26 protein-coding genes are annotated in these 24696 nt (G+C 63.7%); 16 read left to right on the top strand and 10 right to left on the bottom strand.

The genetic code is table 11. From position 1 onward, the window contains the following. Positions 1–49: 49 nt before the first annotated feature. The 3 genes from trxA to UB48_RS19275 are packed head-to-tail and all read right to left on the bottom strand — an operon-like array spanning position 50 to position 2059. Positions 50–922, bottom strand: a complete 873-nt coding sequence (trxA, locus tag UB48_RS19285) for a thioredoxin (protein WP_045199979.1) — start codon at positions 920–922, stop codon at positions 50–52. Positions 923–953: 31 nt separating this feature from the next. Next, positions 954–1613, bottom strand: coding sequence for a methyltransferase (locus UB48_RS19280; RefSeq protein ID WP_045199977.1), 660 nt, complete (start codon positions 1611–1613; stop codon positions 954–956). Continuing rightward, positions 1613–2059, bottom strand: a complete 447-nt coding sequence (locus UB48_RS19275) for a YbaY family lipoprotein (RefSeq protein WP_045199975.1) — start codon at positions 2057–2059, stop codon at positions 1613–1615. Before UB48_RS19275 ends, UB48_RS19280 begins: the two co-directional genes overlap by 1 nt. Before the next feature lie 107 nt (positions 2060–2166). On the opposite strand from UB48_RS19275, the gene nrdR reads away from it, so the two are divergent. From nrdR to UB48_RS19215, 12 genes are all read left to right on the top strand, one after another. Beyond that, positions 2167–2631: a transcriptional regulator NrdR gene (gene nrdR, locus UB48_RS19270; RefSeq protein WP_010222838.1), complete on the top strand. Its 465-nt coding sequence runs from the start codon at positions 2167–2169 to the stop codon at positions 2629–2631. 2 nt (positions 2632–2633) lie between these two features. Next, a complete protein-coding gene (ribD, locus tag UB48_RS19265; RefSeq protein WP_045199973.1) occupies positions 2634–3764 on the top strand; it encodes a bifunctional diaminohydroxyphosphoribosylaminopyrimidine deaminase/5-amino-6-(5-phosphoribosylamino)uracil reductase RibD in 1131 nt (376 codons plus the stop codon). 45 nt (positions 3765–3809) lie between these two features. Continuing rightward, a complete protein-coding gene (locus tag UB48_RS19260; RefSeq protein ID WP_010222840.1) occupies positions 3810–4475 on the top strand; it encodes a riboflavin synthase in 666 nt (221 codons plus the stop codon). 18 nt (positions 4476–4493) lie between these two features. Beyond that, positions 4494–5588, top strand: coding sequence for a bifunctional 3,4-dihydroxy-2-butanone-4-phosphate synthase/GTP cyclohydrolase II (ribBA, locus tag UB48_RS19255; RefSeq protein WP_038998529.1), 1095 nt, complete (start codon positions 4494–4496; stop codon positions 5586–5588). An 89-nt stretch (positions 5589–5677) separates the two neighbouring features. Then, positions 5678–6154, top strand: a complete 477-nt coding sequence (ribE, locus tag UB48_RS19250) for a 6,7-dimethyl-8-ribityllumazine synthase (protein WP_010222842.1) — start codon at positions 5678–5680, stop codon at positions 6152–6154. After that, on the top strand, positions 6151–6651 hold the full coding sequence (gene nusB, locus UB48_RS19245) for a transcription antitermination factor NusB (protein ID WP_045199970.1): 501 nt from the start codon (positions 6151–6153) through the stop codon (positions 6649–6651). Before ribE ends, nusB begins: the two co-directional genes overlap by 4 nt. Before the next feature lie 18 nt (positions 6652–6669). After that, positions 6670–7635: a thiamine-phosphate kinase gene (gene thiL, locus UB48_RS19240; protein WP_045199968.1), complete on the top strand. Its 966-nt coding sequence runs from the start codon at positions 6670–6672 to the stop codon at positions 7633–7635. Beyond that, complete coding sequence (locus UB48_RS19235; protein WP_045199966.1) at positions 7632–8135, top strand: phosphatidylglycerophosphatase A; 504 nt, start codon at positions 7632–7634, stop codon at positions 8133–8135. The genes thiL and UB48_RS19235 overlap by 4 nt, the downstream gene beginning before the upstream one ends. An 11-nt stretch (positions 8136–8146) precedes the next feature. Further along, entirely contained in the window at positions 8147–8899 is a 753-nt protein-coding gene (locus UB48_RS19230) for an ABC transporter substrate-binding protein (protein WP_045199964.1), read from the top strand. Between the two features lie 113 nt (positions 8900–9012). Next, on the top strand, positions 9013–9630 hold the full coding sequence (gene ribA / locus UB48_RS19225; RefSeq protein WP_010222848.1) for a GTP cyclohydrolase II: 618 nt from the start codon (positions 9013–9015) through the stop codon (positions 9628–9630). Next, entirely contained in the window at positions 9627–10046 is a 420-nt protein-coding gene (locus UB48_RS19220) for a hypothetical protein (RefSeq protein WP_045199962.1), read from the top strand. The genes ribA and UB48_RS19220 overlap by 4 nt, the downstream gene beginning before the upstream one ends. Then, positions 10046–10855: a cobalamin-binding protein gene (locus tag UB48_RS19215; RefSeq protein ID WP_045199960.1), complete on the top strand. Its 810-nt coding sequence runs from the start codon at positions 10046–10048 to the stop codon at positions 10853–10855. Before UB48_RS19220 ends, UB48_RS19215 begins: the two co-directional genes overlap by 1 nt. Here the strand turns inward: UB48_RS19215 and UB48_RS19210 are convergent. The 4 genes from UB48_RS19210 to UB48_RS19195 all read right to left on the bottom strand — a co-directional run bounded on the left by UB48_RS19210 (position 10833) and on the right by UB48_RS19195 (position 15953). Beyond that, a complete protein-coding gene (locus tag UB48_RS19210) occupies positions 10833–12710 on the bottom strand; it encodes a TonB-dependent receptor (RefSeq protein WP_045199958.1) in 1878 nt (625 codons plus the stop codon). The two genes, UB48_RS19215 and UB48_RS19210, sit on opposite strands and share 23 nt — an antisense overlap. 77 nt (positions 12711–12787) lie before the next feature. Continuing rightward, positions 12788–14686 (bottom strand): 1-deoxy-D-xylulose-5-phosphate synthase, encoded by a 1899-nt coding sequence (dxs, locus tag UB48_RS19205; protein WP_045199956.1) that lies wholly within the window; start codon positions 14684–14686, stop codon positions 12788–12790. 140 nt (positions 14687–14826) lie between these two features. Next, positions 14827–15714 (bottom strand): (2E,6E)-farnesyl diphosphate synthase, encoded by an 888-nt coding sequence (gene ispA, locus UB48_RS19200; protein WP_045199955.1) that lies wholly within the window; start codon positions 15712–15714, stop codon positions 14827–14829. Continuing rightward, positions 15711–15953, bottom strand: coding sequence for an exodeoxyribonuclease VII small subunit (locus UB48_RS19195; RefSeq protein ID WP_045199952.1), 243 nt, complete (start codon positions 15951–15953; stop codon positions 15711–15713). Before UB48_RS19195 ends, ispA begins: the two co-directional genes overlap by 4 nt. A gap of 243 nt (positions 15954–16196) precedes the next feature. Between UB48_RS19195 and UB48_RS19190 the strand changes: the two genes are divergently transcribed. The 3 genes from UB48_RS19190 to UB48_RS19180 are packed head-to-tail and all read left to right on the top strand — an operon-like array spanning position 16197 to position 19925. Continuing rightward, on the top strand, positions 16197–17600 hold the full coding sequence (locus UB48_RS19190; RefSeq protein WP_045199950.1) for an MBOAT family protein: 1404 nt from the start codon (positions 16197–16199) through the stop codon (positions 17598–17600). Next, complete coding sequence (locus tag UB48_RS19185; protein ID WP_045199948.1) at positions 17587–18720, top strand: SGNH family hydrolase; 1134 nt, start codon at positions 17587–17589, stop codon at positions 18718–18720. The genes UB48_RS19190 and UB48_RS19185 overlap by 14 nt, the downstream gene beginning before the upstream one ends. Beyond that, positions 18720–19925, top strand: coding sequence for an SGNH/GDSL hydrolase family protein (locus UB48_RS19180; protein WP_045199946.1), 1206 nt, complete (start codon positions 18720–18722; stop codon positions 19923–19925). The genes UB48_RS19185 and UB48_RS19180 overlap by 1 nt, the downstream gene beginning before the upstream one ends. A 244-nt stretch (positions 19926–20169) precedes the next feature. On the opposite strand, the gene UB48_RS19175 is transcribed toward UB48_RS19180, so the two are convergent. The 3 genes from UB48_RS19175 to UB48_RS27415 all read right to left on the bottom strand — a co-directional run bounded on the left by UB48_RS19175 (position 20170) and on the right by UB48_RS27415 (position 23183). After that, on the bottom strand, positions 20170–21258 hold the full coding sequence (locus UB48_RS19175; protein ID WP_045199943.1) for an alpha/beta hydrolase: 1089 nt from the start codon (positions 21256–21258) through the stop codon (positions 20170–20172). Positions 21259–21328: 70 nt separating this feature from the next. Beyond that, a complete protein-coding gene (gene rtcR / locus UB48_RS19170; protein ID WP_045199941.1) occupies positions 21329–22921 on the bottom strand; it encodes an RNA repair transcriptional activator RtcR in 1593 nt (530 codons plus the stop codon). Between the two features lie 73 nt (positions 22922–22994). After that, positions 22995–23183 (bottom strand): hypothetical protein, encoded by a 189-nt coding sequence (locus tag UB48_RS27415; RefSeq protein ID WP_082075476.1) that lies wholly within the window; start codon positions 23181–23183, stop codon positions 22995–22997. Between the two features lie 334 nt (positions 23184–23517). On the opposite strand from UB48_RS27415, the gene UB48_RS19165 reads away from it, so the two are divergent. Continuing rightward, a complete protein-coding gene (locus UB48_RS19165; RefSeq protein ID WP_045200064.1) occupies positions 23518–24663 on the top strand; it encodes a slipin family protein in 1146 nt (381 codons plus the stop codon). Positions 24664–24696 lie beyond the last annotated feature (33 nt).

Genomic DNA, 24696 nt, shown 5'->3' with positions numbered 1-24696 from the left:
AAGCCCGCTCCTACAGGATCAGTAGGAGCGGGCTTGCCCCGCGATCAATTCAATACAAGGCAGCAAACAACTTGCGACGGTAGCTGCCAACCAGCGGGTGGTCGTTGCCCAGCAGGTCAAACACCTGCAGCAAGGTCTTGTGTGCCACCCCGCCGTCATAGCCGCGATTGCGCTTGAACAGCTTGAGCAAGCCTTCCAGCGCCGCTTCGTACTGCTGACGCGACAACTGCTGGATGCACAGCTGGTACGCGGCCTCGTCATCTTCAGCATTCTGCGCCAGGCGCGCTTTAAGGTCGGCGACTTCCGGCAGGCTGGCGGCCAGGCCGAGAAAGGTCAGCTGCGCCTTGGCACCGGCCAGGGCAGCCTTGTGCTCGTCGCTCTTGACCGCGTCGAGCACGGTCTGGGCTTCACCCAGTTCGCCGCGCTCAGCCAGGCAGCGGGCGTAGAGGATCAGCGCGCCGGCATTGCTGTTGTCTTCGCTGAGCAGCGCCTTGAGGGTGCTTTCGGCTTCGCTGAAACGGCCTTCGGCAAACAGCGCCTGGGCTTGCTCCAGCGGGTCGGCGGCAGCCGGGGGCGGCAGTTGTACATGGGGTTCGAGCAGGGCGCGAATCGCCGACTCGGGTTGGGCACCGGCAAAGCCGTCGACCGGCTGGCCATCCTTGAACAGCACTACGGTGGGCAGGCTGCGGATGCCGAAGCGGGCGACGATGTCCTGCTCGATATCGCAGTTGACCTTGGCCAGCAGCAGTTCGCCCTGGTAGCTCTCGGTGATCTGCGCCAGCAGCGGCATCAGTGCCTTGCACGGCGCGCACCACTCGGCCCAGAAGTCGACCAGTACCGGTTTATGGAAAGAGTTCTGGATCACCAACTGATCGAAGTCGGCGCCAGTGGCATCGAAAATGTACGGGGTAGCAGGGTTCATCGCGACTCTCGAAAATCCGTGAATGGCATCACTATAAAGGCTGGCGGCTGGCGTGGTACAGGCTGACCCGGCGGAATTCGTGGGGCTCGGCCAGGTCCGGCAGGGTCAGGGCATCGAGCACGCCCAGCGACCGGTACAGCGGGTGGCGGAAATCCCGTACCCGCGAATCGGCGACCAGGGCCTGCTGGCCACGGCTGAGAAACTCGTCCAGCAACGGTAGGTTGGCGCGGTCGTAGAGCACGTCGGCGACCAGGATCAGGTCGAAACGGTCGGCCTCCTGGAAAAAATCGCTGGAATAACTCAGTTCCACCTCATTGAGCTCGGCATTCGCCCGGCAGGCCTGCAGCGCCAGCGGGTCAAGGTCGCAAGCCACCACTTCCAGCGCGCCGGCCTTGGCTGCCGCGATACCGGCAATCCCGGAGCCTGCGCCAAAGTCCAGCACGCGCTTGCCTTCGACCCAATGCCGATGCTCATCCAGGTAGCGGGCCATGGCCAGGCCGCTGGCCCAGCAGAAACTCCAGTACGGCGGCTCGTGAAGGATGCGCCGGGTTTCTTCGGAGCTGAAGGCGCGGTCCATGTTCTGCGCATCGATCAGCCACAACTTGAGCGCGCACTCGGGCAGGTCGCTGACCACCAGTTGCGCATCCCCAAGCAACTCGCTCAAGGCCTGTTGCAGTGGAGCGGGCGCCATCATGGCGCCTTTTCGAAGCGCAGCGGGCCGGTGGCCTGGGTTTGCGCCTGGGCGATGCGCAGGGGCGGCAGGTGCAGGATCAGCTGGCCGGACTTGCTCGCGCGACCGCGCAGCTCGACCCGCGCCCCGGCGGGAAAGGCCTCGGGGTTGAAGCGCAGGCGAAACGGCAGGTCCAGGCCATTGCCGCTGAACGTGCTGCTGGCCAGCAAGCCTTGCGGGCGGCCGCGCTCATCGATCACCAGCAGGGCCAGTTCGACTTCGGCGCCGGCCGGAATGTTCTGCAAGGTGCCGCTCAATTCGCGCTGATAGGCCGGCAGTGGCCCGAGCTCCCTGGCCGGTTTGCTGGCTACCGGGGCTTTGGGGGCCGGTACAGGCTGGGGTTTATCGCTGCTGCACGCGCTCAGCACGGCAGCAAAACTGAGCACGACAAGCGCTCTTGATGGCATGGGGAATTCCTTCGCGGCATATTTCCTCACTGGATGGTAACCCCTTTGGCTTGTCTTGCCAGTGGGATGCGCTACCATGGCCCTCCCTTTTTTTGTTGCCTGCCACCATGCACTGTCCCTTCTGCGGTGCCAACGACACCAAGGTCATCGACTCGCGACTGGTTGCCGAGGGCGAGCAAGTGCGCCGTCGGCGCGAATGCGTAGCCTGCGGTGAGCGCTTCACCACCTTCGAAACCGCCGAACTGGTTCTGCCCCGGCTGATCAAGCAGGACGGCAGCCGCCAGCCTTTCGACGAAGAAAAACTGCGTGCCGGTATGCAGCGCGCCCTGGAAAAACGCCCGGTCAGCGTCGAGCGCCTGGAAGCGGCGCTGGCGCATATCAAGCACAAGCTGCGGGCTACCGGTGAGCGCGAGATCAAGTCGCTGGTGGTCGGCGAGCTGGTGATGGCCGAGCTGCAAAAGCTCGATGAAGTCGCCTATATCCGCTTCGCCTCGGTGTACCGGCGTTTCCAGGACCTCAACGAGTTCCGTGAAGAAATCGACCGCCTGGCCCGTGTGCCGGCTAAAGAGTGAGCATGTCCAGCGAACGCGCGGTGCTTGATGCGCACTACATGGCCCGGGCCATCGAGCTGGCCCGCAAGGGCTTGTACTCCACCCACCCGAACCCGCGCGTGGGTTGCGTGATCGTCCGCGACGGCCAGGTGGTCGGCGAAGGCTGGCACGTGCGCGCCGGCGAGCCGCATGCCGAGGTGCATGCCTTGCGCCAGGCCGGCGAGCTGGCCCGCGGCGCTTGCGCCTACGTCACCCTTGAGCCGTGCAGCCACCATGGGCGCACGCCGCCGTGTGCCGAGGCGCTGCTCAAGGCTGGTGTGGCGCGGGTGGTCGCGGCCATGCAGGACCCCAATCCGCAAGTCGCCGGCAACGGCCTCAAGCGCCTGGCCGATGCGGGTATCGAGGTTGCCAGCGGTGTGTTGGAGGCCGAGGCCCGCGCCCTGAACCCGGGCTTTCTCAAGCGTATGGAACACGGCCTGCCGTTCGTCCGGGCCAAGCTGGCGATGAGCCTGGACGGCCGCACGGCCATGGCCAGCGGCGAGAGCCAGTGGATTACCGGCCCGGCGGCGCGCTCGGCAGTGCAGCGTTTGCGCGCCCGCTCCAGCGTGGTGCTGACCAGCGCCGAAAGCGTATTGGCCGACAACGCGCGGATGACCGTGCGCGCCGAAGAACTGGGCCTGGACCCGGCAACCACCGCGCTGGCCCTGGCGCGTCCGCCTTTGCGGGTGTTGATCGATGGTCGCTTGCGTGTGCCGCTCGATGCGCCGTTCTTTACCGCCGGCCCGGCCCTGGTGGTCACCGCCGCTGAAGCCGACGCACGTTATGCCCAGGCCGGTCTTGAGCTGCTGAGCCTGCCCGGCAATGCTGGCCGCGTCGACCTGCCGGCGCTGATGCTTGAGCTGGCCGCGCGTGGCGTCAACGAAGTGCTGGTCGAAGCCGGTGCCGGCCTGGTCGGCGCCTTTGCCCGGCAGGGACTGATCGACGAGTACCAGATTTTTGTCGCCGGACGCATCCTTGGCTCCAGTGCCCGGCCGTTGCTCGACTGGCCCCTGGATAAAATGAGCCAGGCGCCCCATTTGCAGATCACCGAAATGCGCGCAGTAGGCGATGACTGGCGAGTCACAGCAGTACCCAAGCCTGCGCCCGGCGTATAATTTGCGGCTAGCGCCATGCGCAGCCCTGTTCTCGAGGAGGACTTCATGTTCACCGGCATCATCGAATCGATTGGCAGCATCCGTTCCCTGACCCCAAAAGGCGGTGACGTGCGGGTGTATGTCGAAACCGGCAAGCTCGACCTGGGCGACGTCAAGCTGGGCGACAGCATCGCCGTCAACGGCGTGTGCCTGACCGCGGTCGAGCTGCCTGGCGATGGCTTCTGGGCCGACGTCAGCCGCGAAACCCTCGACTGCACCGCCTTCAACGAGCTCAAAAGCGGCAGCCGGGTCAACCTCGAAAAAGCCCTGACGCCGACCACCCGCCTGGGCGGTCACCTGGTCAGCGGCCATGTCGACGGCGTCGGCGAAGTGGTCTCGCGCAGCGATAACGCCCGCGCCATCCAGTTCCGCATCCGTGCACCCAAGGAGCTTGCCAAGTACATTGCCCACAAGGGCTCGATCACCGTCGACGGCACCAGCCTGACGGTGAACGTCGTCGATGGCGCCGAGTTCGAGCTGACCATCGTCCCGCACACCCTGGCCGAAACCATCATGGCCGACTACCGTCCAGGTCGTCGGGTGAACCTTGAGGTCGACCTGCTGGCACGTTACCTGGAGCGTCTGCTGCTGGGTGACAAGGCCGCCGAGCCAAGCAAAGGCAGCGGCATCACCGAAAGTTTCCTGGCCGCCAACGGCTACCTGAAATCCTGATTTGAAAGGGGGTGCCGAGTGGCGCTCAACAGCATCGAAGAACTGGTCGAAGACATCCGCCAAGGCAAAATGGTCATCCTCATGGATGACGAAGACCGCGAGAACGAAGGCGACCTGATCATGGCCGCCGAGTGCTGCAAGGCCGAGCACATCAACTTCATGGCCAAGCACGCCCGCGGCCTGATCTGCATGCCGATGTCGCGCGAGCGCTGCGAAACGCTCAAGCTGCCGCTGATGGCGCCACGCAATGGCTCGGGTTTCGGCACCAAGTTCACCGTGTCGATCGAAGCCGCCACCGGCGTCACCACCGGCATTTCCGCCGCCGACCGCGCGCGCACCGTGCAGGCTGCCGCCGCCCGTGATGCCAAGGCCGAAGACATTGTCAGCCCCGGTCACATTTTCCCGCTGATGGCCCAGCCTGGCGGGACCCTGGCCCGTGCCGGCCACACCGAAGCTGCCTGCGACCTGGCGCGCATGGCCGGTTTCGAGCCGAGCGGGGTGATTTGCGAGGTGATGAACGACGACGGCACCATGTCGCGTCGCGCCGAACTCGAGACTTTTGCCGCCGAACACAACATCAAGATCGGTACCATTGCCGACCTGATCCACTACCGGATGATCCACGAACGTACCGTTCAGCGGGTTTCCGAGCAGCCGCTGGACAGCGAGCTGGGCCATTTCAACCTGGTCACCTACCGTGATTCGGTCGAAGGCGACGTGCACATGGCGCTGACCCTGGGCAACATTTGCGCCGAAGAACCGACCCTGGTGCGGGTGCACAACATGGACCCGCTGCGCGACCTGCTGATGGTCAAACAACCGGGCCGCTGGAGCCTGCGCGCGGCCATGAGCGCCGTTGCAGACGCCGGCAGCGGCGTGGTGCTGCTGCTCGGCCACCCGCTCGATGGCGACGTGCTGCTGGCGCACATTCGCGAAAGCGCCGACGCTGGCGCCCAGGCGAAAACCCCGACCACCTACAGCACCGTCGGTGCCGGTTCGCAGATCCTGCGCGACCTGGGCGTGCGCAAAATGCGCCTGATGAGTTCGCCAATGAAGTTCAATGCGATATCCGGATTCGATCTGGAAGTTGTAGAATACGTGCCCTCCGAATAAAGCAGGCGGTTTTTCGCGCTGCCATTCGTGTCCCAAACACCCACAGGCCGCCCGTTTGCGGCCTGGCTCTTTAAGATGAGAACTCCGCAATGACCCTGAAGACCATCGAAGGTACCTTCATTGCCCCCAAAGGTCGCTATGCTTTGGTGGTTGGCCGCTTCAACAGCTTCGTCGTCGAAAGCCTGGTGAGCGGTGCCGTTGATGCCCTGGTTCGCCACGGTGTGAACGAAAGCGACATCACCATCATCCGTGCCCCGGGTGCCTTCGAAATCCCGCTGGTGGCACAGAAAGTCGCCCAGCAAAGCGAATATGCCGCGATCATCGCCTTGGGCGCCGTGATCCGTGGCGGTACCCCGCACTTCGAATACGTTGCGGGCGAATGCACCAAGGGCCTGGCCCAGGTGTCCATGGAGTTCGGCGTGCCGGTCTCCTTCGGTGTCCTGACCGTCGATTCGATCGAACAGGCCATTGAGCGTTCCGGCACCAAGGCCGGCAACAAGGGCGCCGAAGCTGCCCTGTCCGCTCTGGAAATGGTCAGCCTGCTGGCGCAGTTGGAGGCCAAGTGATTAGCGACGAAAGCGATCGTTTCAACCCGCGCGATCCAAAACCTGCGGATGCTGGCAAGCCATCGAAAAGCGCCAAGCGTCGCGAAGCCCGTCAGCTCGCGACCCAGGCCCTGTACCAATGGCACATGGCCAAGCAGTCGCTGAACGAGATCGAAGCGCAGTTCCGGGTCGATAACGATTTCATCGATGTCGACGGCGCCTACTTCCGCGAAATCCTCCATGGGGTTCCGGCGAAGAAAGTCGAGATCGATGAAGCACTCAAGCCATGCCTGGACCTGGCCCTCGAAGAGCTCGATCCGGTTGAACTGGCGGTGCTGCGCCTGTCCACCTGGGAGTTCATGATGCGCGTCGATGTTCCGTACCGCGTTGTGATCAACGAAGGTGTGGAGCTGGCCAAAGTGTTTGGCGCCACCGACGGCCACAAGTTCGTCAACGGCGTGCTCGACAAGCTGGCACCACGCCTGCGTGAAGCCGAAGTCAAGGCGTTCAAGCGCTGATTCCGGCGCTCTGTGCCAATGGGTGAGTTCGAGCTGATCCGTCATTACTTCGCCGCCGCGTCCTGTGCGCAAGGCGGCGAAGGTGTGGCCCTGGGCATTGGCGATGATTGCGCCTTGCTCAGCGTGCCAGCCGGCGAACAGCTGGCGATCTCCACCGATACGCTGGTGGCCGGGGTGCATTTCCCGGCTGTCTGCGACCCTTTTCTGCTCGGTCAGCGTTCGCTGGCCGTCGCTGCCAGTGACCTGGCTGCCATGGGCGCCACGCCCATCGGCTTTACCCTTGCCCTGACCCTGCCCGAGGTTCGCGCCGACTGGCTGCAGGCTTATGCCCGCGGTTTGAACCAGATGGCCGAAAGCTGCCAGCTGAGCCTGATCGGCGGCGACACCACACGTGGCCCGCTGAGCCTGACCATGACCGTGTTCGGCCGCGTACCCGGCGGCCAGGCCCTGACCCGCAGCGGTGCCCGCGCCGGCGACCTGCTGTGCGTCGGCGGCGAACTGGGCAATGCCGCCGGCGCCTTGCCGCTGGTGCTCGGCGAGCGCGTGGCCGAGGCGGCCCAGGCCGAACCGCTGCTGGCCCATTACTGGTCGCCGCAACCGCAACTGGCGCTGGGCCAGGTGCTGCGCGGCAAGGCAACCTCGGCGCTGGATATCTCCGACGGCCTGCTCGCCGATTGCGGACATATCGCCAAGGCGTCTCAGGTGGCATTGCAGGTCGAGCTGGAGCGGCTACCGTTGTCGGCGGCGCTGCTGGCCTTTTTCGGTCGCGCAGGCGCGCAACAGGCGGCATTGGCCGGCGGCGACGATTACGTCCTGGCCTTCACCTTGCCCGAAGCTGAGCTTGCACCGTTGCTGGCGGCCGGCTGGCCGGTCCATGTGGTCGGGCGGGTGAGTGCCGGCAGCGGCGTGCGCCTGCTTGATGGCAGTGGCCAGGACATCACCCCACACACCCGGGGCTATCAACATTTTAAGGAGACACCGTGACCGATCACCCCAAACAGGTGCCTGCGGAGTTCGTTCCGCCGTCGGTCTGGCGCAATCCCTGGCATTTCCTGGCATTCGGCTTTGGCTCCGGAACCCTGCCCAAGGCGCCGGGAACCTGGGGCTCGCTGGTGGCTCTACCGTTTATCCCGTTGTGGCAGATGCTGCCCGATTGGGGCTACTGGCTGATGCTCGGGTTGACCATGCTGTTCGGCTTCTGGCTGTGCGGCAAGGTCGCGGATGACCTCAAGGTCCACGACCATGAGGGCATCGTCTGGGACGAAATGGTCGGCATGTGGATAACCCTGTGGCTGGTGCCGGAGGGCTGGATGTGGCTGCTGGCGGGCTTTTTGATGTTCCGTTTCTTCGACATCCTCAAGCCCTGGCCGATCCGCTGGATTGATCGTCATGTGCATGGCGGGGTCGGGATCATGCTCGACGATGTTTTGGCCGGGGTGTTTGCCTGGCTGGGCATGCAGGTTCTGGTATGGAGTTTCACCTAAGGAGCGGGGCGATGACGGGATGGCGGCTGTTGCTGGTGTTGCTGGTCCTGGCGGCAGGTGTGGTCAAGGCGGCGGACGCGCCGTCGGCGACACCTGGCCAGGTTCGTCTGGTCAGTGAAGAGTGGCTCGACTACACCAACGCCGACGGCAGCGGCCTGGCCTGGGACGTGCTGCGCAAGGTGTTCGAGCCGGCCGGCGTCAAGGTTCGCACCCAGAGTGCGCCGTACAGCCGCGCGGTAGGCCTGGTCAAACGCGGTGAGGCCGATGCCTGGGTCGGTTCCTATCACGAAGAGAACGCCGACAACCTCTATCCGCGCTGGCATTTCGATATGGACCATATCTATGCCCTGGGCCTGGCCACCAGCCCTGTGCCGACCCAGCAGACCCTCGGCCAGTATCGCCTGGCCTGGGTGCGCGGCTACGACTACAAGAGCTATCTGCCCAATGTCGGACACTTTCGCGAAATCCAGCGCCGCGAGGGGATTTTGCCGATGCTTGAGCATGATCGCGTCGACTACTACATCGATGCCCTGACCGAAGTCGACTATGTGCTCGGCCAGGCCCCCGATCCCAAGCTGTTTCGCCGCAGCCACCTGGCGGAGCTGCCGCTGTACCTGGCCTTTGGCCGCACCGCCGAGGGCAAGGCGTTGCGCGCGCTGTTCGACCAGCGCATGGACAAGCTGGTGGCCAGTGGCGAGTTGCGGGCGATCTTCGAGCACTGGAAGCAGCCCTATCCGTTCGACGGCGAGGGCAAGCGGCCGTAGCTGATATCGAACTTGTCGATCTGTTTGCCCAATAATTCAGCCTAAGCAGCGTCGCCACGCTGCTGATACAATCGGCCCACGTCAATTTTCAAGTTACTGATCAGGAGCACAACGTGCCCGTCGTTTTTGTTGCCGCTTCCAAGCTGCCTACCCCGTTTGCGACCTTCACCATGCATGGTTTTCTCGATGAAGCCACCGGCCGCGAGCACGTCGTGCTCAGCCTGGGTGATGTGGCCGATGGGCAGCCGGTGCTGGGGCGCCTGCATTCCGAATGCCTGACCGGCGACGCCTTGTTCAGCCAGCGCTGCGACTGCGGTTCGCAACTCGAAGCGGCCCTGCAGGCGATCGCCCGCGAAGGCCGCGGCGTGCTGCTGTACCTGCGTCAGGAAGGCCGTGGCATTGGCCTGTTGAACAAGATCCGCGCCTACGAGCTGCAAGATGGCGGCGCCGACACCGTCGAAGCCAACGAACGCCTGGGCTTTGCCGCCGACCAGCGTGACTACGGCATGTGCCAGCCGATGCTCGAGCACCTGGGTGTCAAGTCGCTGCGGCTGATGACCAACAATCCGCGCAAGGTCAAGGCACTGACCGGCATGGGCATTCCGGTTGCCGAGCGGGTGCCGCTGCACACCGGCCACAACCCGCATAACAAACACTACCTGGCGACCAAAGCCGGCAAGCTCGGCCACATGATGGGCAACGAGCACCAGGGCGAGGCCGGTCGGGCGTGACCCGCGCCCAGGTTCGCCGTCGCCTGGAGCTGGCCTGGTGGCAGTACCTGGCGGTGGCGCTGGCGCCGTTGCTGGTGTTTGCCTGGGCCTTCGGTGGCGTGCAGGCGTTGATTCCGATCCTGGCCATGCCGATGTTCATCGCCGGCGTGGCCTCGATGTTCCTCAGCCTGCCGCGCTTTGGCGCCTACAAGCATGGGCTGATCGCCACCCAGAAAGCCCTGAACAGCGACGATGAACCTGCGGCCTGGATCGAGCTGGCACGTATCCGCCGCTTGGGCATGTTGTTCGCCTGCCTGCCGGCCTGGGTCGCCGCGTTGTCGGTATTCGTTGGCCTTGAGGCGGTGCCGCAGATCCTCCTGGCAATCTCCAGCGTGGTCCTGCTCTACCTCTATCGCATTCCTCGTCAGCTCGGCTGATGCGTCGCTACCTGTGGCTGTTGCTGCTGGCCTTCGGCATGCCGCTGGCAGCGGCGCCGCGGGTGGTTAGCCTGGCGCCCTCGATCACTGAAATCATCCTCGAGCTGCAAGCCGGCGACCTGCTGGTGGGCATGGCCGAGTGGCACGAACGGCCGACGCAGTTAAGCGCCGTACCGCTGGTGGGGCGCTACGGCCAGCTGGACATGGAGCGCCTGCTCAGCGTGCGCCCGGACCTGGTGCTGTACTGGCCGGGCAGCGTGCCGGCGGCCCAGCGCGACCAGCTCGAACGCCTGGGTATCGCGCTATACAGCGTCGATGTGCACGAGCTGGATGACCTGGTGTCGCAGGTGGACGAAATTGGCCTGCGGATCGGGCGCAAGGCGCAGGGCGGGCAGTTATCCACAGCCTTGCGCCAGCGCCTTGCCGCGTTGCGCCAGCAGTACCATCGCGAGCAGGCGCTGACAGTGTTCTACCAGGTCTGGGACAAGCCGCTGTATACGGTTGGCGGTTACCAGATCATCTCCGATGCGCTGAGTGTCTGCGGCGCGCGCAATGTGTTTGCCGACCTCCCCCAGCCGGCGCCGCAGGTCAACTTGGAGACCGTGCTGGCGCGCAACCCGCAGGTGATCCTTGCCCCTGATCAGCTCCAACTCGATGCCTGGAAGGCCTGGCCGCACGTCGCTGCCGTGCGTGATGGCCTGTTGCTGCAGGTACCTGACAAAGGCCTGGAGCGCCCCAGCGGGCAGATGATCGAAGCGACGGCCAAGCTGTGCGAACTGCTGCAGGCTAAAGCGCCGGTGTCCAGGTGACGCCCAATAGCCAGGTGCGGCCCTCTTCGCGGTAGCCGTAGCTTGCACCCTCGTAGTTGTACAGGGCGCGTGAGTAGGCCTTGTCGAAGAGGTTATCCAGCTTGAAGTCCAGCTTGATCTCGCGGTTTAACGCCCAACTGCCACGCAGTCCGAGCAGGCCGTAGCCGCCGAGCTTGCTGCTGTTGGCTTCATCGTCGTAACTGCTGCTCACTGCTTGCCAGCTGGCGCCCACGCCCCATTTATCGTATTGCCGGTCAAGGTCCAGGCTCAGTGTTCTGCGGGCTCGTCGTGCCAGGGTGTGACCGCTGTCGCGGTCACGGGGGTCGATCAACGCCAGGCCCAGATTGCTTTGCCAGCCAAACCATTGCTGATGCAATGCAGCCTCGAAGCCGCTCACTCGCGCGGAGGCGACGTTTCTTGGGATCGAACCTTCACCGAAAATGATCGCATCGCGCAGCTCTGTACGATAAATCGACGTTTCCAGTCGGCTGTCTTCACTCAGCTGGCTGCGCCATTGTAATTCGTAGCTTTTCGAGCGCTCAGGCTTTAGGTTCGGGTTGCTGTACTGGGGGTAGTACAGGTCATTGAACGTGGGTGCACGAAAGCCTTCGCTGTAGGAGAGCAGCAGGTCATTGTTGGCGTTGACCGGCAAGGTCAGGCTGCCACTCCAGGTATTATTCCCGCCGAATTGCTGGTTCTGATCGCGGCGCAAGCCGATTTCGGTGGCGAACCATTGGCCTTTGAAGCGGTGCTGAACGAAGGCTGCGCGATTCCAGCGGCTATCTTCGTCGAAGTTGGTACTGCCATGTACGCGGTCCTGGTACCAGTCGGCGCCCAGCATCACGCTGTTCTGGTCATCGAAAGCCAGGTCGTTCTGCCAGCTGGCGGAGTCGCGATAGGTATTGAACTCGCTGGCGTCTGCGCTGAGTTTGTCTCGTTTCTTGTCGCGGTTTTCGCTATGGCCGAGTTCCAGGCGCGAGTACCAGCGATCATTGAGCTGGGCGCCTAAATACGTCCCCAGGCTGCTGACGTTGAAATCGGTGTAAGGGGCCTGGCCGAAGCTCTGGAAAGTGTCCATGTCGAAGCGCCCGTACGGGTTGTCGTACTCGCTGCGGCCATGGCTGTCGAGCAGGTTCAGACCGGCCTCGATGTTGTCGTTGAAACTATGGCTCAGGCTCAGGTTGAACGACTTGTTACGGTAGGCGTCGTGGTCGCCATCGCTGGGGTAGGAGGTGTGGGTCCAATTGATACCGGCGCTTTCATCGAGGCTGGCGCCAAGATTGAAGCGGGTATTCTGATCACCGCCTGAAACACCGAGGCTGCGCTGCCAGGTCTGTTCACTGCCGGCGGCCAGGCGCAGGCGTGGTTGCAGGCCCTGTTGTGCACTGCGGCGAGTGAAGATCTGAATGACGCCACCAATGGCGTCGCTGCCATAGACCGCCGAGCGTGAACCGCGCAGTACCTCGACACGTTCGATCTGGTCAATACTGAGAAACTGCAAGCCACTGTCACCGGAGGTGGCATTGGCAATGCGCACACCGTCCACCAGTACCAGGCTTTGTGCTGTCTTGCTGCCACGGATGTAAATGCCTGGAACGCTGCCGCGCCCGCCTGTAGGTGCCACCTGAACCCCCGGCACCCGAGTCAGCAGGTCAGTAACACTGGAAGGCTGCAGGCGGTCGATGTCGTCGCGGGTGAACACCGTATTGGCGGCGCTGGTTTGCGTGCGGTCTTCAACCTGGCGGTTGGCACTGATCAGTGTGTTGGGCAGCTTCAGGGCGCTTTCGCGGTCGATCGGGTCGGCCAGCAGGGTGGTTGGCAATAGCAGGAGGGGGGCAAGGCGCAGGGGTTTCATGGGCAGTTCCATTGCTATCGCGGGTCAAGCCCGCTCCCACAAAACCTGTAGGAGCGGGCTTGACCCGCGATGCGGTCTCAAAGACCGAGCAGTTGCATCCGCTGACGCACCGAAGCCTCGATGCCGGCGGCATCCAGGCCGCACTCGGCGAGCATCTGCGCAGGCTTGGCATGCTCGACATACACATCCGGCAGGCCCAGGTGCAGCACTGGCTTGAGCACCGCTTCGCGGGCAAGGAACTCGCTCACTGCCGCACCGGCGCCGCCCATGATGGCGTTTTCTTCGATGGTCACCAGCAGTTCGTGGCTACCGGCAATCTCGCGCACCAGAGCTTCATCCAGCGGTTTGACGAAACGCATGTCGACCACGGTGGCATCGATCTGCTCGGCAACCTTGAGGGCTTCGCTCAGCTGCACGCCGAATACCAGCAAGGCGACCTTGCTGCCCTGGCGGCGGACGATGCCCTTGCCGATTTCCAGTGGCTCGAGGTTGTTTTCGATGGTTGCGTTCGGGCCGCTGCCACGTGGGTAACGCACGGCGGCCGGGCCGTTGTACAGGTGGCCGGTGCTGAGCATCTTGCGCAGTTCGTTCTCGTCGCTCGGGGTCATCACCAGCATGCCGGGGATGCAGCGCAGGAACGACAGGTCGAAGCTGCCCGCGTGGGTCGGGCCGTCTTCGCCGACCAGGCCGGCGCGGTCGATGGCGAACAGCACGTCGAGATTCTGCACCGCGACGTCATGGATCAACTGGTCGTAGGCGCGCTGAAGGAAGGTCGAATAGATCGCCACCACCGGCTTGGCGCCTTCGCAGGCCATGCCCGCAGCCAGGGTGACCGCGTGCTGCTCGGCGATGGCGACATCGAAGTAGCGATCCGGATAGCGCTCGCTGAAGGCCACCAGGTCGGAGCCTTCCTTCATGGCCGGGGTAATGCCGACCAGGCGCTGGTCAGCAGCCGCCATGTCGCACAGCCATTGGCCGAACACTGCGGAGTACTTCGGTCCGGCAGCCTGTTTCGGCGCGGCGGCGGGTTTGTCCACCGGTTCAAGCTTGGTGATCGCGTGGTAGCCGATCGGGTCGACCTCGGCCGGAGCGAAACCCTTGCCCTTTTTGGTGACCACGTGCAGGAACTGCGGGCCCTTGAGGTCCCGCATGTTGCGCAGGGTGGTGACCAGGGTTGGCAGGTCGTGGCCATCGATCGGGCCGATGTAGTTCCAACCCAGCTCTTCGAACAGGGTGCCGGGTACCAGCATGCCCTTGGCGTATTCTTCGGTGCGGCGGGCGATTTCCCAGGCGCCGGGCAGGCGCGAGAGGACCTTCTTGCTGCCCTCGCGCATGCTCGAGTAGGTGCGGCTGGAAAGAATCTTGGCCAGGTAGTTGGACAGGCCGCCGACATTGCGCGAAATCGACATGTCGTTGTCGTTGAGGATCACCAGCATGTCGGCATCGACTTCCTGGGCGTGGTTCAACGCCTCGAAGGCCATGCCGGCAGTCAGCGCGCCGTCACCGATCACGGCAATCGACTTGCGCGGATCGTTCTGCAGACGGGCGGCGATGGCCATGCCCAGGGCCGCACTGATCGAGGTGCTGGAGTGACCGACGCCAAAGGTGTCGTACTCGCTCTCGGCGCGGCGCGGGAAGGCGGCCAGGCCGTCCTTCTGGCGCAGGGTGTGCATGCGCTGGCGGCGACCGGTGAGGATCTTGTGCGGATAGGCCTGATGACCGACGTCCCACACCAGACGGTCGTCCGGGGTGTCGAAGACGTAGTGCAGGGCGATCGTCAGCTCGATGACGCCCAGGCCGGCACCGAAATGCCCGCCGGTCTGACCAACGGTATAGAGCAATTCCTGGCGCAACTCGTCGGCCAGGTTCTCCAGGTCGGCTTCAGCCAGGCGGCGCAGGCCGGCAGGCGTATCGGCACGGTCAAGCAGCGGCGTGACCGGGCGTTCGCGGGGGATCTCTTGAAACGTCGTGGGCATCAGGCGAATCGTTATAGATATGAAGTGGCGGCAGTTTACCTTATTGCGGTGTTGGCTGCCCATTTGAGCTAATCGCGGGGCAAGCCCGCTCCTACAGTGATCGCTGTGGGAGCGGGCTTGCCCCGCGATACCCGCGCTGCTTAGTTACGGCGCTCGACGATGTACCGCGCAAGTTCGCGCAGCGGCTCGGCTGCCGCGTCAAACGGACGCAGGGCATGCAGGGCCTGGTCGCGCAGTTCCAGGGCATAGGCCTTGGCTGCCTCGAGGCCGAGCAGGGCCGGGTAGGTCGGCTTGTCGCGGGCGATGTCGGCGCCCTGGCGCTTGCCCAGGGTGGCGGTGTCGCTCTCGACGTCGAGGATATCGTCCTGAACCTGGAAGGCCAGGCCGATGGCCTGTGCATAGGTTTGCAGGGCCTTGAGCTGGGTCTGGTCGGCGCGGGCGCTGGCCAGGGCGCCGAGCCTGACGCTGGCTTCGATCAGCGCGCCGGTCTTGTGCCGGTGCATGAACTCCAGCGCCGTCTGGTCGAGCTTGAGGCCCACCGAGCCCAGGTCGATGGCCTGGCCGCCGACCATGCCGGCAGGCCCTGCAGCCAGCGCCAGGGTCTGGACCATGGCCAGGCGGATGCTGTCTTGCTGCGGGCTCAATTGCGGGTCGAGCAGGGCGCTGAAGGCCAGGCTCTGCAAACCGTCGCCAGCGAGGATCGCGCAGGCTTCATCGAAGGCCTTGTGGGTGGTCGGCTGGCCGCGGCGCAGGTCGTCATCGTCCATCGCCGGCAGGTCGTCGTGCACCAGCGAGTAGGCGTGAATCAATTCGACCGCGCAGGCCGCGCCGTTGGCCTGCTCCGGTGCAGCACCGAGGGCCTGGCAGGCGGCATAGGCGAGCAGCGGGCGTACCCGTTTGCCGCCATTCATGACGCTGTAGCGCATGGCCTCATAGAGGCGGCTGAGCTCAACCGAGGGGGCGATGAACAGGTGTTCGAGGGCGGCGTCGACCCGCGCCTGGCAACTGGCCTGGTAGGCGGCGATCATTCCGGCTGTTCCGCATCGAAAGGCTCGGCCGCCAGTTCGCCATCGCGCTCGAGCAGCACTTGGACCTTCTGTTCGGCCTGGGCCAGCGCGCTCTGGCAGTCGCGGGTCAGGCTGATGCCCTGCTCGAAGGCAGTCAGCGAGTCTTCCAGCGACAGCTCGCCGTTCTCCAGGCGCTCGACCAGGACCTGCAGGTCGGCGAGGGATTGCTCGAAATCAATGGAGGCTTTTTTTCGGGCCATGGCGGCTGTCTCGGTGGCAGTATAAACGGCGCGACACTAGCAGAGCGGGGCGGGGGGAGCAAATCGATAGGGTCGATCTTTCGTCGCATTCTGTTGCACAAAGGCCGACGGTGAAGTCTTGATTTTTCTACAGGGCTCGCATTGTGAGGGCTTGTGGCTCTCTGCCATAATCGCGCCCGCTTTGCCCCGCGGCTCTGCGGCGGTAACGCCTCCTATTTCTGTTGTCACGTAATGGACTACGTTGTGAGCTTCCTTTCGATCGAGTTCGGCCTCTGCTTCACACTGTTTTTCATCGTTTACTGGAGCCTGTGCTGGAGCGTTCGCTTGCAGAACGTCCTGCTGCTGGCCGCCAGTTACGGCCTGGTGGCCAGTTTCAGCTTCAACTCCCTGTACATCCTGCTGGGCTACAGCGCCCTGGTGTATCTGCTCGGCCTGGTCGGTGAGCGTTATCCCGGGCGGCGCTTCAGCTATTTGCTGGTGTTGCTGCTGGTGCTGGGCTGTTTCTACCTGTTCAAGTACCAGGAGTTCTTTGTCGGCGGCGTGCAGGGCGCCCTGGCCAGCGCCGGGCTGGACGTGTCGCTGCCGGTGCTGGAAGTGCTGGTGCCGATCGGCCTGTCGTTCTACGCCTTTCACTCGGTCAGCTACCTGGTGTCGATCAACCGCCGCGAGATGCCCTCGGCTTCGCCGTTCGACCTGGCCCTGTACCTGGCGTTCTTCCCCAGCCTGATCGCCGGCCCGGTCAACCGAGCCAGCCACATGCTGCCGCAGATTCGCACGAGTACTATCCGTGAAGTGCTGGAGCCGCAACGGGCGCTGGGGTTGATTGCCCTGGCGGTGGTCAAGCTGTTCTTCTGCAGTGCCTGGCTGGCCAGTGAGTGGGTTGACCCGGTGTTCGAGACGCCGGGCAGCTATTCGCCCGAGCAGATACTGCTAAGCGTGTATGGCTACAGCTTTCTGATTTATTTCAACTTCAGCGGTTACACCAACCTGGTCACCGGCATTGCCTTGCTGCTGGGCTTTCGCCTGCCCGACAACTTCAATGCGCCTTATGCCGCGCACAACCTCAAGGAGTTCTGGGGCCGCTGGCACATCAGCCTGTCGCTGTTCATTCGCGACTATGTCTACATTCCGCTGGGCGGCAATCGCCAGGGGGTGTGGCGCGGCAACCTGAACATGCTGCTGGCGATGCTGATTTCCGGCCTGTGGCACGGGGCGAGCATCAACTTCATCATCTGGGGGGCGCTGCATGGCATTGGCCTGGCGCTGTACAAGGCTTCGACCTACATCCTGCCGCAGCCGATGCGCTGGCCGGGCGCCGGCCTGGCGGCGCGCCTGCTGACCTTCCACTACGTGGCCTTCGCCTGGATCTTCTTCCGTAGCGCCAGCCTTGATGAAGCCATGGACATGCTCGCCGGTATCGGCGGCTTGAGCCTGGATGGATTGTTCTCCAGTACCGGCCTGCTGTTGCTGGCGAGCGTGTTGTATGTCGCCGTCTACCCGCAGTTGCTGGTGCTGCTGCGCCAGTTCTTTGCTACCACCACGCGCTTGCCCTGGCAGCTGTATCCAATACCGCTGGGGTTGTTCATTTCCTTGGTCATTTTTGCTTCGCAATCGGGCGTGCCGGGGTTCATCTATGCAAGCTTCTAATGCCGGTCGTTTGCTGTCGTCGCAACTGGGCGCGGCCAAGGCCTTCTACGCCGTTGTCATCACCACGCTGTTGCTGTTCTGGCTGAACCAGGATTCGATCAGCCTGTATTGCCAGCAGAAGTATCACCAGAGCTGCGAGCTGCCGGTACTTGGCCAGAGCCCGGCCTGGCGCATGGGCGGTAACCTCACTCATGCCCTGGGCGATGCGCGCGACAGCTTTATCGACAGCCTGGAAAAGCGCAGCGAGCAGGTGCTGGTGGCCAAGGTTGAGACCAACGACACCGTGGAGCTGCCAGCGCCGATTCCTGTGGTCCCGGTGCACCTGGACAAGCCGCCGGTTGCGGCTCACCCGGTGCCAGTCAAGGTTGCGACAACGGCTGCGCCTGTGCCGGCAACAGTGGCTACGCCAGTGCCGCAACCCGCAGCGCAAGTTGCCCAGGCACCTTTGCAAGCCGGCACCGTGGTGTCCCTGGCGGCGGGTGACGAAGTCTTCCTGGTCGGCGACTCACTGATGCAGGGCGTCGCTCCGCACCTGGCCAACAGCCTGCGCAAGCGTTACCAGATCAAGAGCGTCAACCTCAGCAAGCAGAGCACCGGCCTTGCTTATCCCGGTTTCTTCAACTGGCCGCAGACCGTGGCCAAGACCCTGGAAAGCGAGCCGAACATCCGCCTGATGGTGATCTTCCTCGGCCCCAACGACCCCTGGGACATGCCCCAGGGCAAGGGTAAGCCGTTTTTGCGCTTCAAGTCGCCGGAGTGGGAAGTCACCTATCGCCAGCGTATCGACTCGATCCTCGACCAGGCCCGTGAGCACAATGTGCAGGTGATCTGGGTCGGGCCGCCGAACATGCAAAAGCCCAAGCTGTCTACGGCCATGGCTTACCTGAGCGGGCTGTACGAGCAACAGACCGGCCTGTATCAGCAGCATTACGTTTCGGCCAACCCGGTCCTGGGTTACAACGACGACAGTTTCTCCTATACCTTGCAGAACGCTCAGGGCAAACGGATCAAGACCCGGGTCGATGACGGCATCCATTTCACTACCACCGGACAGAAGCTGATCTCGGAACGGATTCTCTCGTTGATCGCCTTTCCCGGCCTCACTGTAACGGGACACTGATGCCTCGACTGCACAACATTCTGGGGTTGGCCCTGCTGATCTGCGCGTTGCCGGGCTGTAGCCCGGTAGCGGCGGTCAACACCTCGGCCAAGCCTGCCAATACGGCGGCCAAGGCCCCGGCCAATCGCGTCGACGGCAACCTGGCGGTACTGGCGGGCAAGTTCAAGAACGCCAACCGCGCACCGGTCAACATCATCCAGTTCGGCGATTCGCACACCGCTGCCGACCTGTTCAGTGGCGAGATGCGCCGCCTGCTGCAGGCGCGTTATGGTGATGGCGGTATCGGCCTGATTGCCGCCACGCCGGTGCCCGGCACCCGCTACGACCAGGTCATCCTGAAAACCGCCAAGCGCCAGTGGGAGCTGGTGTCGGCGCGCAACCAGCAAAGCACGCAATTCCCGCTTGGCGGTTACCTGTCGGTGCCGCTGGCGGCCAACCCCAACGTGCGCATCGAAGCCCGCGAGCCTACGGCGCAACGCTATCGGGTGCAGGCGCTGTACCAGGCGCGGGAAAACAGCACCCTGGTGCTGCGCGATGGCCGTGGGCGCAACCAGCGCCTGCTGGCGGCCACCGGCGGGCAGTGGCGCTTCGGCCCGCAAGTCAGCAACCTGGCTCTGCCGCTGGACCTCAGCGTCAGCAACCGCCCGGGCACGCTGCTGGGTGGCTGGTATATCCAGGGCCAGAAGAATGCCGGGGTGATCTACTCGGCGCTGGGCATCAATGGCGCGCGCCTGGAAGTGCAGGACAAATGGCAGGCCGGCTGGCAGGACAACCTCAAGACCCTGCGCCCGGACCTGGTGATTCTCGCCTACGGCACCAACGAAGCCTTCGATGACACCCTCGATCTTGGCCTGTACCAGACGCAACTGCGCAACACCCTCAAGCGCCTGCGCCAGGATCTGCCGCGCGCGGTGATATTGCTGGTCGGCCCGCCGGACTCGATCAAGCAGCGCAAGGCTCGTAGCTGCAGTGCGCGCCAGCCGCAGCAACTGGCCCAGGTGATCCGCATCCAGCGCCAGGCGGCCAAGCAGGCCAATGCGCTGTTCTGGGACTGGCAGGCGTACATGGGCGGGCAGTGCTCGATTGTCGGCTGGCAGGCGTCGGGCCTGGCCCGTGGTGATCTGGTGCACCTGACGGCTGATGGCTACAAGAAAAGCGCGGCCGGCCTGCACGAGTTTTTGCGCAACCAGCTGGGCTTGAAGTAGGGCAGAAAAAAGTAGAGGCGGGGACGACTCAGGGTTGGCTTGCGGCGCCCCATGAAGTCGTCTTCCCGCCCCTTAACAGAGGCAAACCCGGGGGCGTGCAACCGCCCCCGCTCAGCACGATGCGACTGCCTTGAATCAGTCGCGGTTCATTCCTCTGCATTCACCTTAGTAGCTGTCTGCAGGGCTGTAAATTTTCTCGAACAGATTATTTCTCAGGTGCTTTCCGGGGCTGCCTGGCGCGCACTCAAAGGCCCAGGGCGTAGTCCAGGTAGCCTGGGTAGGCCTTGCGCCAGTCGTCCTGGAAGGTGTGGCCTTCAGGGTGTTCGTGGCTCTGCACCTTGTTGTTGCTGGCAAAGGCTTTTTCGGTGGTGGCGGTCAGTTGCAGGTTGCTTTCATGCTCCTGGGCGCCGTGGACCACGACCAGGCGCTTGTCCTTGGCCTTCTGCACGGTGAACGGGATCTTGAAGCCGCCCGGCGACAGCAGCACCGCGCCGCTGTAGTTCTGCGGGTACTGGGCGATCAGGTGGGCGGCGTGTTCAGCACCCTGGGAGAAGCCGATCAGGGCGACTTTCGAGCGGTCGATGCGGGTGTCTTTTTCCAGCTTCTTCAGCGCTGCGGCCACCGCTTGTTCGGTCGGCTCGACCGACTGCTGCTGCCACATGAACTGATGCTCGTCGCGCTTGAGGGTACCGTTCAGGGCTACCAGCACGGCCTTGTCGCCGACCAGGTCGGCGCGCATGTTGGTGCCCTTGACGCCTTCGGTGCCAAAGCCTGCCAGCCACACCACCACCGGCCAGCCGCCAGCCGGGGCCTTGCCTTCAGGGATGCTGAAGGCGGCGAGGCCGGCGTCCTTGGCCTGGGTCGGGTAGTTCTTCTCGGCCGCTTGCAGCAGCTTCTGGTAGGCCGGGTCGTTTTTCATCGGCTCCAGTTCGTCGTCTTCCTTGAGAATAACCGCTTGCCAGAAGCCGCGCTCGCGGGCCTCGTCGAGGTATTGCGCAGCCAGTTCCGGGCTGTCCATGGACGACAGCGCGGCAGCGGCCTGGTACGCGGCGAAGGCGTTCTTCGGGTCGAGGCGGGCGGCGGTCAGGTAGAAGGCCAGGGCGCCGGCATAGTTGTCGTGCTCGCTCTTCTCTTTGTCACCGGCATCCATGAACTCGGCCGGGGTGGCGTCGTTGAGGTACAGGTTGGCCATGGCGGCCATGCCTTGCCAGCGGCCTTTGTGCAGGGCCTGGTCGGTGGCCTCGTCGGCGAAAGCAGTGGTTGCGGTGAGGCTGAGGCCAGCCAGCAGGCCGAAGGAGCAGAGGTGCAGGCGGGTCGCTGTCAGCAATGACATAGCCGAGAGTCCTTTTTCGGTAGTGCTCGGCCAGGTGCGGCCGAAGAGGGCGCGGATTCTAGCACCCTGTTCAGCCCTTGAGTTGATTCCAGTCCAGGCCAAAGCGTGCCAGGTATTTGCGCAAACGGTCGGCGTCATTGGGCTTTTCTTTTTCCAGGCGCGAGACATCGAACAACTGGCGCCCGGCCTCGGACAGTGTGCGGGCGTTGCCGCACACCTTGAGTACCGCCTGCAGTTGCAGACGGTCGAACTGGTCAAGGGCCTGGTCGCCGAGCAAGGCGTCGAGTGGGTTGGCACCTTGCTCCAGGCCCCAGGCGTGTTGCAGGCGCTCGATTTCTTCCAGTACCAGCGGCTCGTCGATACGGCCGCTGTCGGCGAGGGTGGCCATGCGCGTGATCGACGCCGACAGCTCGCGAAAGTTACCGGCCCAGCGCGCTTGCGGCGAGTTGGCAAAGGCCAGGTAGCGGCGCTTGGCTTCGAGGTTGAAGCGCACTTGGCGGTTCTGTTCGCGGGCATGGCGCTGCAGTTCGAAATCGATGTTCGGCTCGATGTCTTCGCGGCGCCCTGCCAGGCCTGGCAGGGCGAAGGTCCAGAGGTTGATGCGCGCGTACAGGTCTTCGCGAAACAGCCCTTCGGCGACCCGGCTGCGCAGGTCGCGGTGGGTGCCGGCGATCAGCTGGAAGTCGCTCTCTACCTCACGGTCCGAGCCCAGCGGGAAGAAGCGTTTTTCTTCGATGGCCTTGAGCAGCATGGCTTGCTCATCCGCGCCCAGCTCGCCGATTTCATCAAGGAACAACATGCCGCCATCGGCGGCGCGCAGTAGACCTTCGCGGGCGTTCTGGGCGCCGGTGAAGGCGCCTTTGCTATGGCCAAACAGTGTCGACATGGCGCCGTCGCCGCGCAGGGTGGCGCAGTTCACTTCAACGAAGCGTCCCTCCAGCTGATGGCGGCCGCGCTTGAGCTCATAGATGCGCCGAGCCAGGAACGACTTGCCAGCGCCGGTCGGGCCGACCAGCAGCATCGGTGCCCGTGAGCGCAGCGCCACCCGCTCGATCTGCTCGATGGAGCGGTTGAAGGCGGCGTTGCGGGTAGCGATGCCGGCCTTGAGAAAATTCAGGCTGTCGGCCTGCTCGCGCTGAAAGCGCGATGCGATGTGGTCATAGCGCGACAGGTCGAGGTCAATCAGCGTGCTGGTGCCGGCCGGGTCGGCGATGTCTTCCTTGCCGCGCGCTGGCGAGGTCTGGATCAGCCGCGCCGGCAGGTAGCGCGCCTCGGTCAGCAGGAACCAGCAGATCTGCGCCACGTGGGTACCGGTGGTGATATGCACCAGGTAGTCCTCGTGCTCGGTATCGAAGGGGTAGGCGCTGGCAAAGTCGTGCAGCGCGCCATAGACCTCCTCGAAGTCCCAAGGGTTACGCAGAACCATCGGCTGCAAACGCACCTCGGTGTGCGGCGAGATGCTCTGGATATCTTCGCGAATGCGCTCGGCCAGGCCCAGGTCGCGAGCGCTGGTGCCGTGGATCAGCTCCAGGCGGTCGATGGGGGTTTGTGCCTGCTGGCACAGGCTGATGGTCGGCCGCCAGCGCTGCCAGCGCGCCGCGCCTTTGCCGTTGCGATCCAGGGTGGTGCCGAGAAAGCCGATGGCGACGCTGCGCTTGCTCATTGCTGTTTAGCTCAATAGATAAATGTGTATCCCATAATATATAAAAATCTTGTCTGGTGTAGGCTGAGAAAACTCATGATTTTTTGTTGGTAAAAATAAAAACCTTATAAATCAATAAGTTAAAAATTAATTTCGGACCTGATTCAAAACCTGGCACGCCCCTCGCAATATCTTCCCCGACCGCATCGCCAAGCTGGCCAACGGGACGGGGTTTATGTCCCCGCCGGTGCACGAGCCCACCCCAGGTGTAGGTGTCGTGCATGCCGCCGCCGCAACGTGCAGTCGATAGCGTGGCTCCTCACGGAGACGCTGGTCTCGAGGCCTGACTCGAACCTTACATACCCTCCAAGGTATTCGAATGTTGTACCCGCCGGTGGGGCGTAGCCAGGCAAGGCTGCAAGGTGCGCACGGAGCGCACACGCCCACCGCCGATTTGCCCGGCTTGTCGGCCGGGCCCGGAGCAAGGCAGTTGCCGCACCGCAGGATGCGGTCAGTGGACAGGAAGTCCCGGCAACTGCCTCCTCCGGGCCACGCCCGCAACGCTCGGCGCTTTGGCAACACCGGCACCAAGGACTTAATTGCACAGGATGATCAAGATGAAACTGTTGAAACGCTTTATCGTGAAAAAGAACGAACGCGGCCTGCTGTTCTGCGAAGGTGACTTTGTGTCGATCCTCGAACCTGGCGTGCACAAGCGTTTCGACCTGCACAACCGGCTGACGGTAGAAACCTTCAGCCTCAATACTTCGCTGTTCGAACATCGCCTGGCGGGCTACCTGCGTCAGAGCGAGCCGGCCTTGGTCGAGCAGTATTTCGAGCGCATGGACCTGGCGGAAAACGAAGCCGGCCTGCGTTTTGAGGACGGTGCCCTGGTCGAATTGCTGGCTCCGGGCAGCCGCCAGCTGTACTGGAAGGGCCAGAGCGCGCAGACCCTGCAGCGCATCGACCTGAGCCAGGCCTATCGCCTGGATAGCGCCCTGGTAGCCCAGCTCAACCAGCCTAAACTGCGCGGTCGCAGCCTGGCCGGGCTGGATGCGGTGTTGCTGGCGGCGGTGCCGGCGTTCCATGTCGGTGTGTTGAAGGTCGATGGCGTGGTGGAAGAGTTGCTGGGTGCCGGGCAGTACGGCTTCTGGCGCTTCAACCGTCAGGTGAGTGTCGAGTTGGTCGACATGCGGATCCAGGCCATGGAAATCAGCGGGCAGGAAATTCTCACCCGCGACAAGGTCAGCCTGCGCCTGAATCTTGCGGCCAACTGGCGCTACAGCGATGTGCTCGGTGCGTTCGCGCAGTTGAGCAAACCGCTGGAGCATCTGTACCGCGAGGTGCAGTTCGGCCTGCGGGCGGCGGTGGGTACCCGCACCCTCGATGAGCTGTTGGAAAACAAGCAGTTGATCGACGATTCGGTCAGCCAGTACCTGCAGGAAAAACTCGCTGGCAGCGGCATCGAAGTCAGCGGCCTGGGGGTGCGCGACATCATCCTCCCAGGCGAGATGAAAACCCTGCTGGCGCAGGTGGTGGAGGCAGAGAAAGCGGCGCAAGCCAACGTCATCCGCCGCCGTGAAGAGACCTCGGCGACCCGATCGCTGCTCAACACCGCCAAAGTCATGGAAGACAACCCGACGGCCCTGCGCCTGAAGGAGCTGGAGACCCTGGAGCGGGTGGCCGAGCGCATCGACCGGATTTCGGTGTTCGGCGGCCTGGATCAGGTGTTGAATGGACTGGTCAGCATCAAGGCCGGATGAGCGTTGCCGGGCTCAAGCAGCCCGGCAGCAACA

Source organism: Pseudomonas sp. 2(2015), assembly GCF_000955865.1.
Lineage (GTDB): Bacteria > Pseudomonadota > Gammaproteobacteria > Pseudomonadales > Pseudomonadaceae > Aquipseudomonas.
This window is presented reverse-complemented; position numbering and strand designations above follow the sequence as displayed.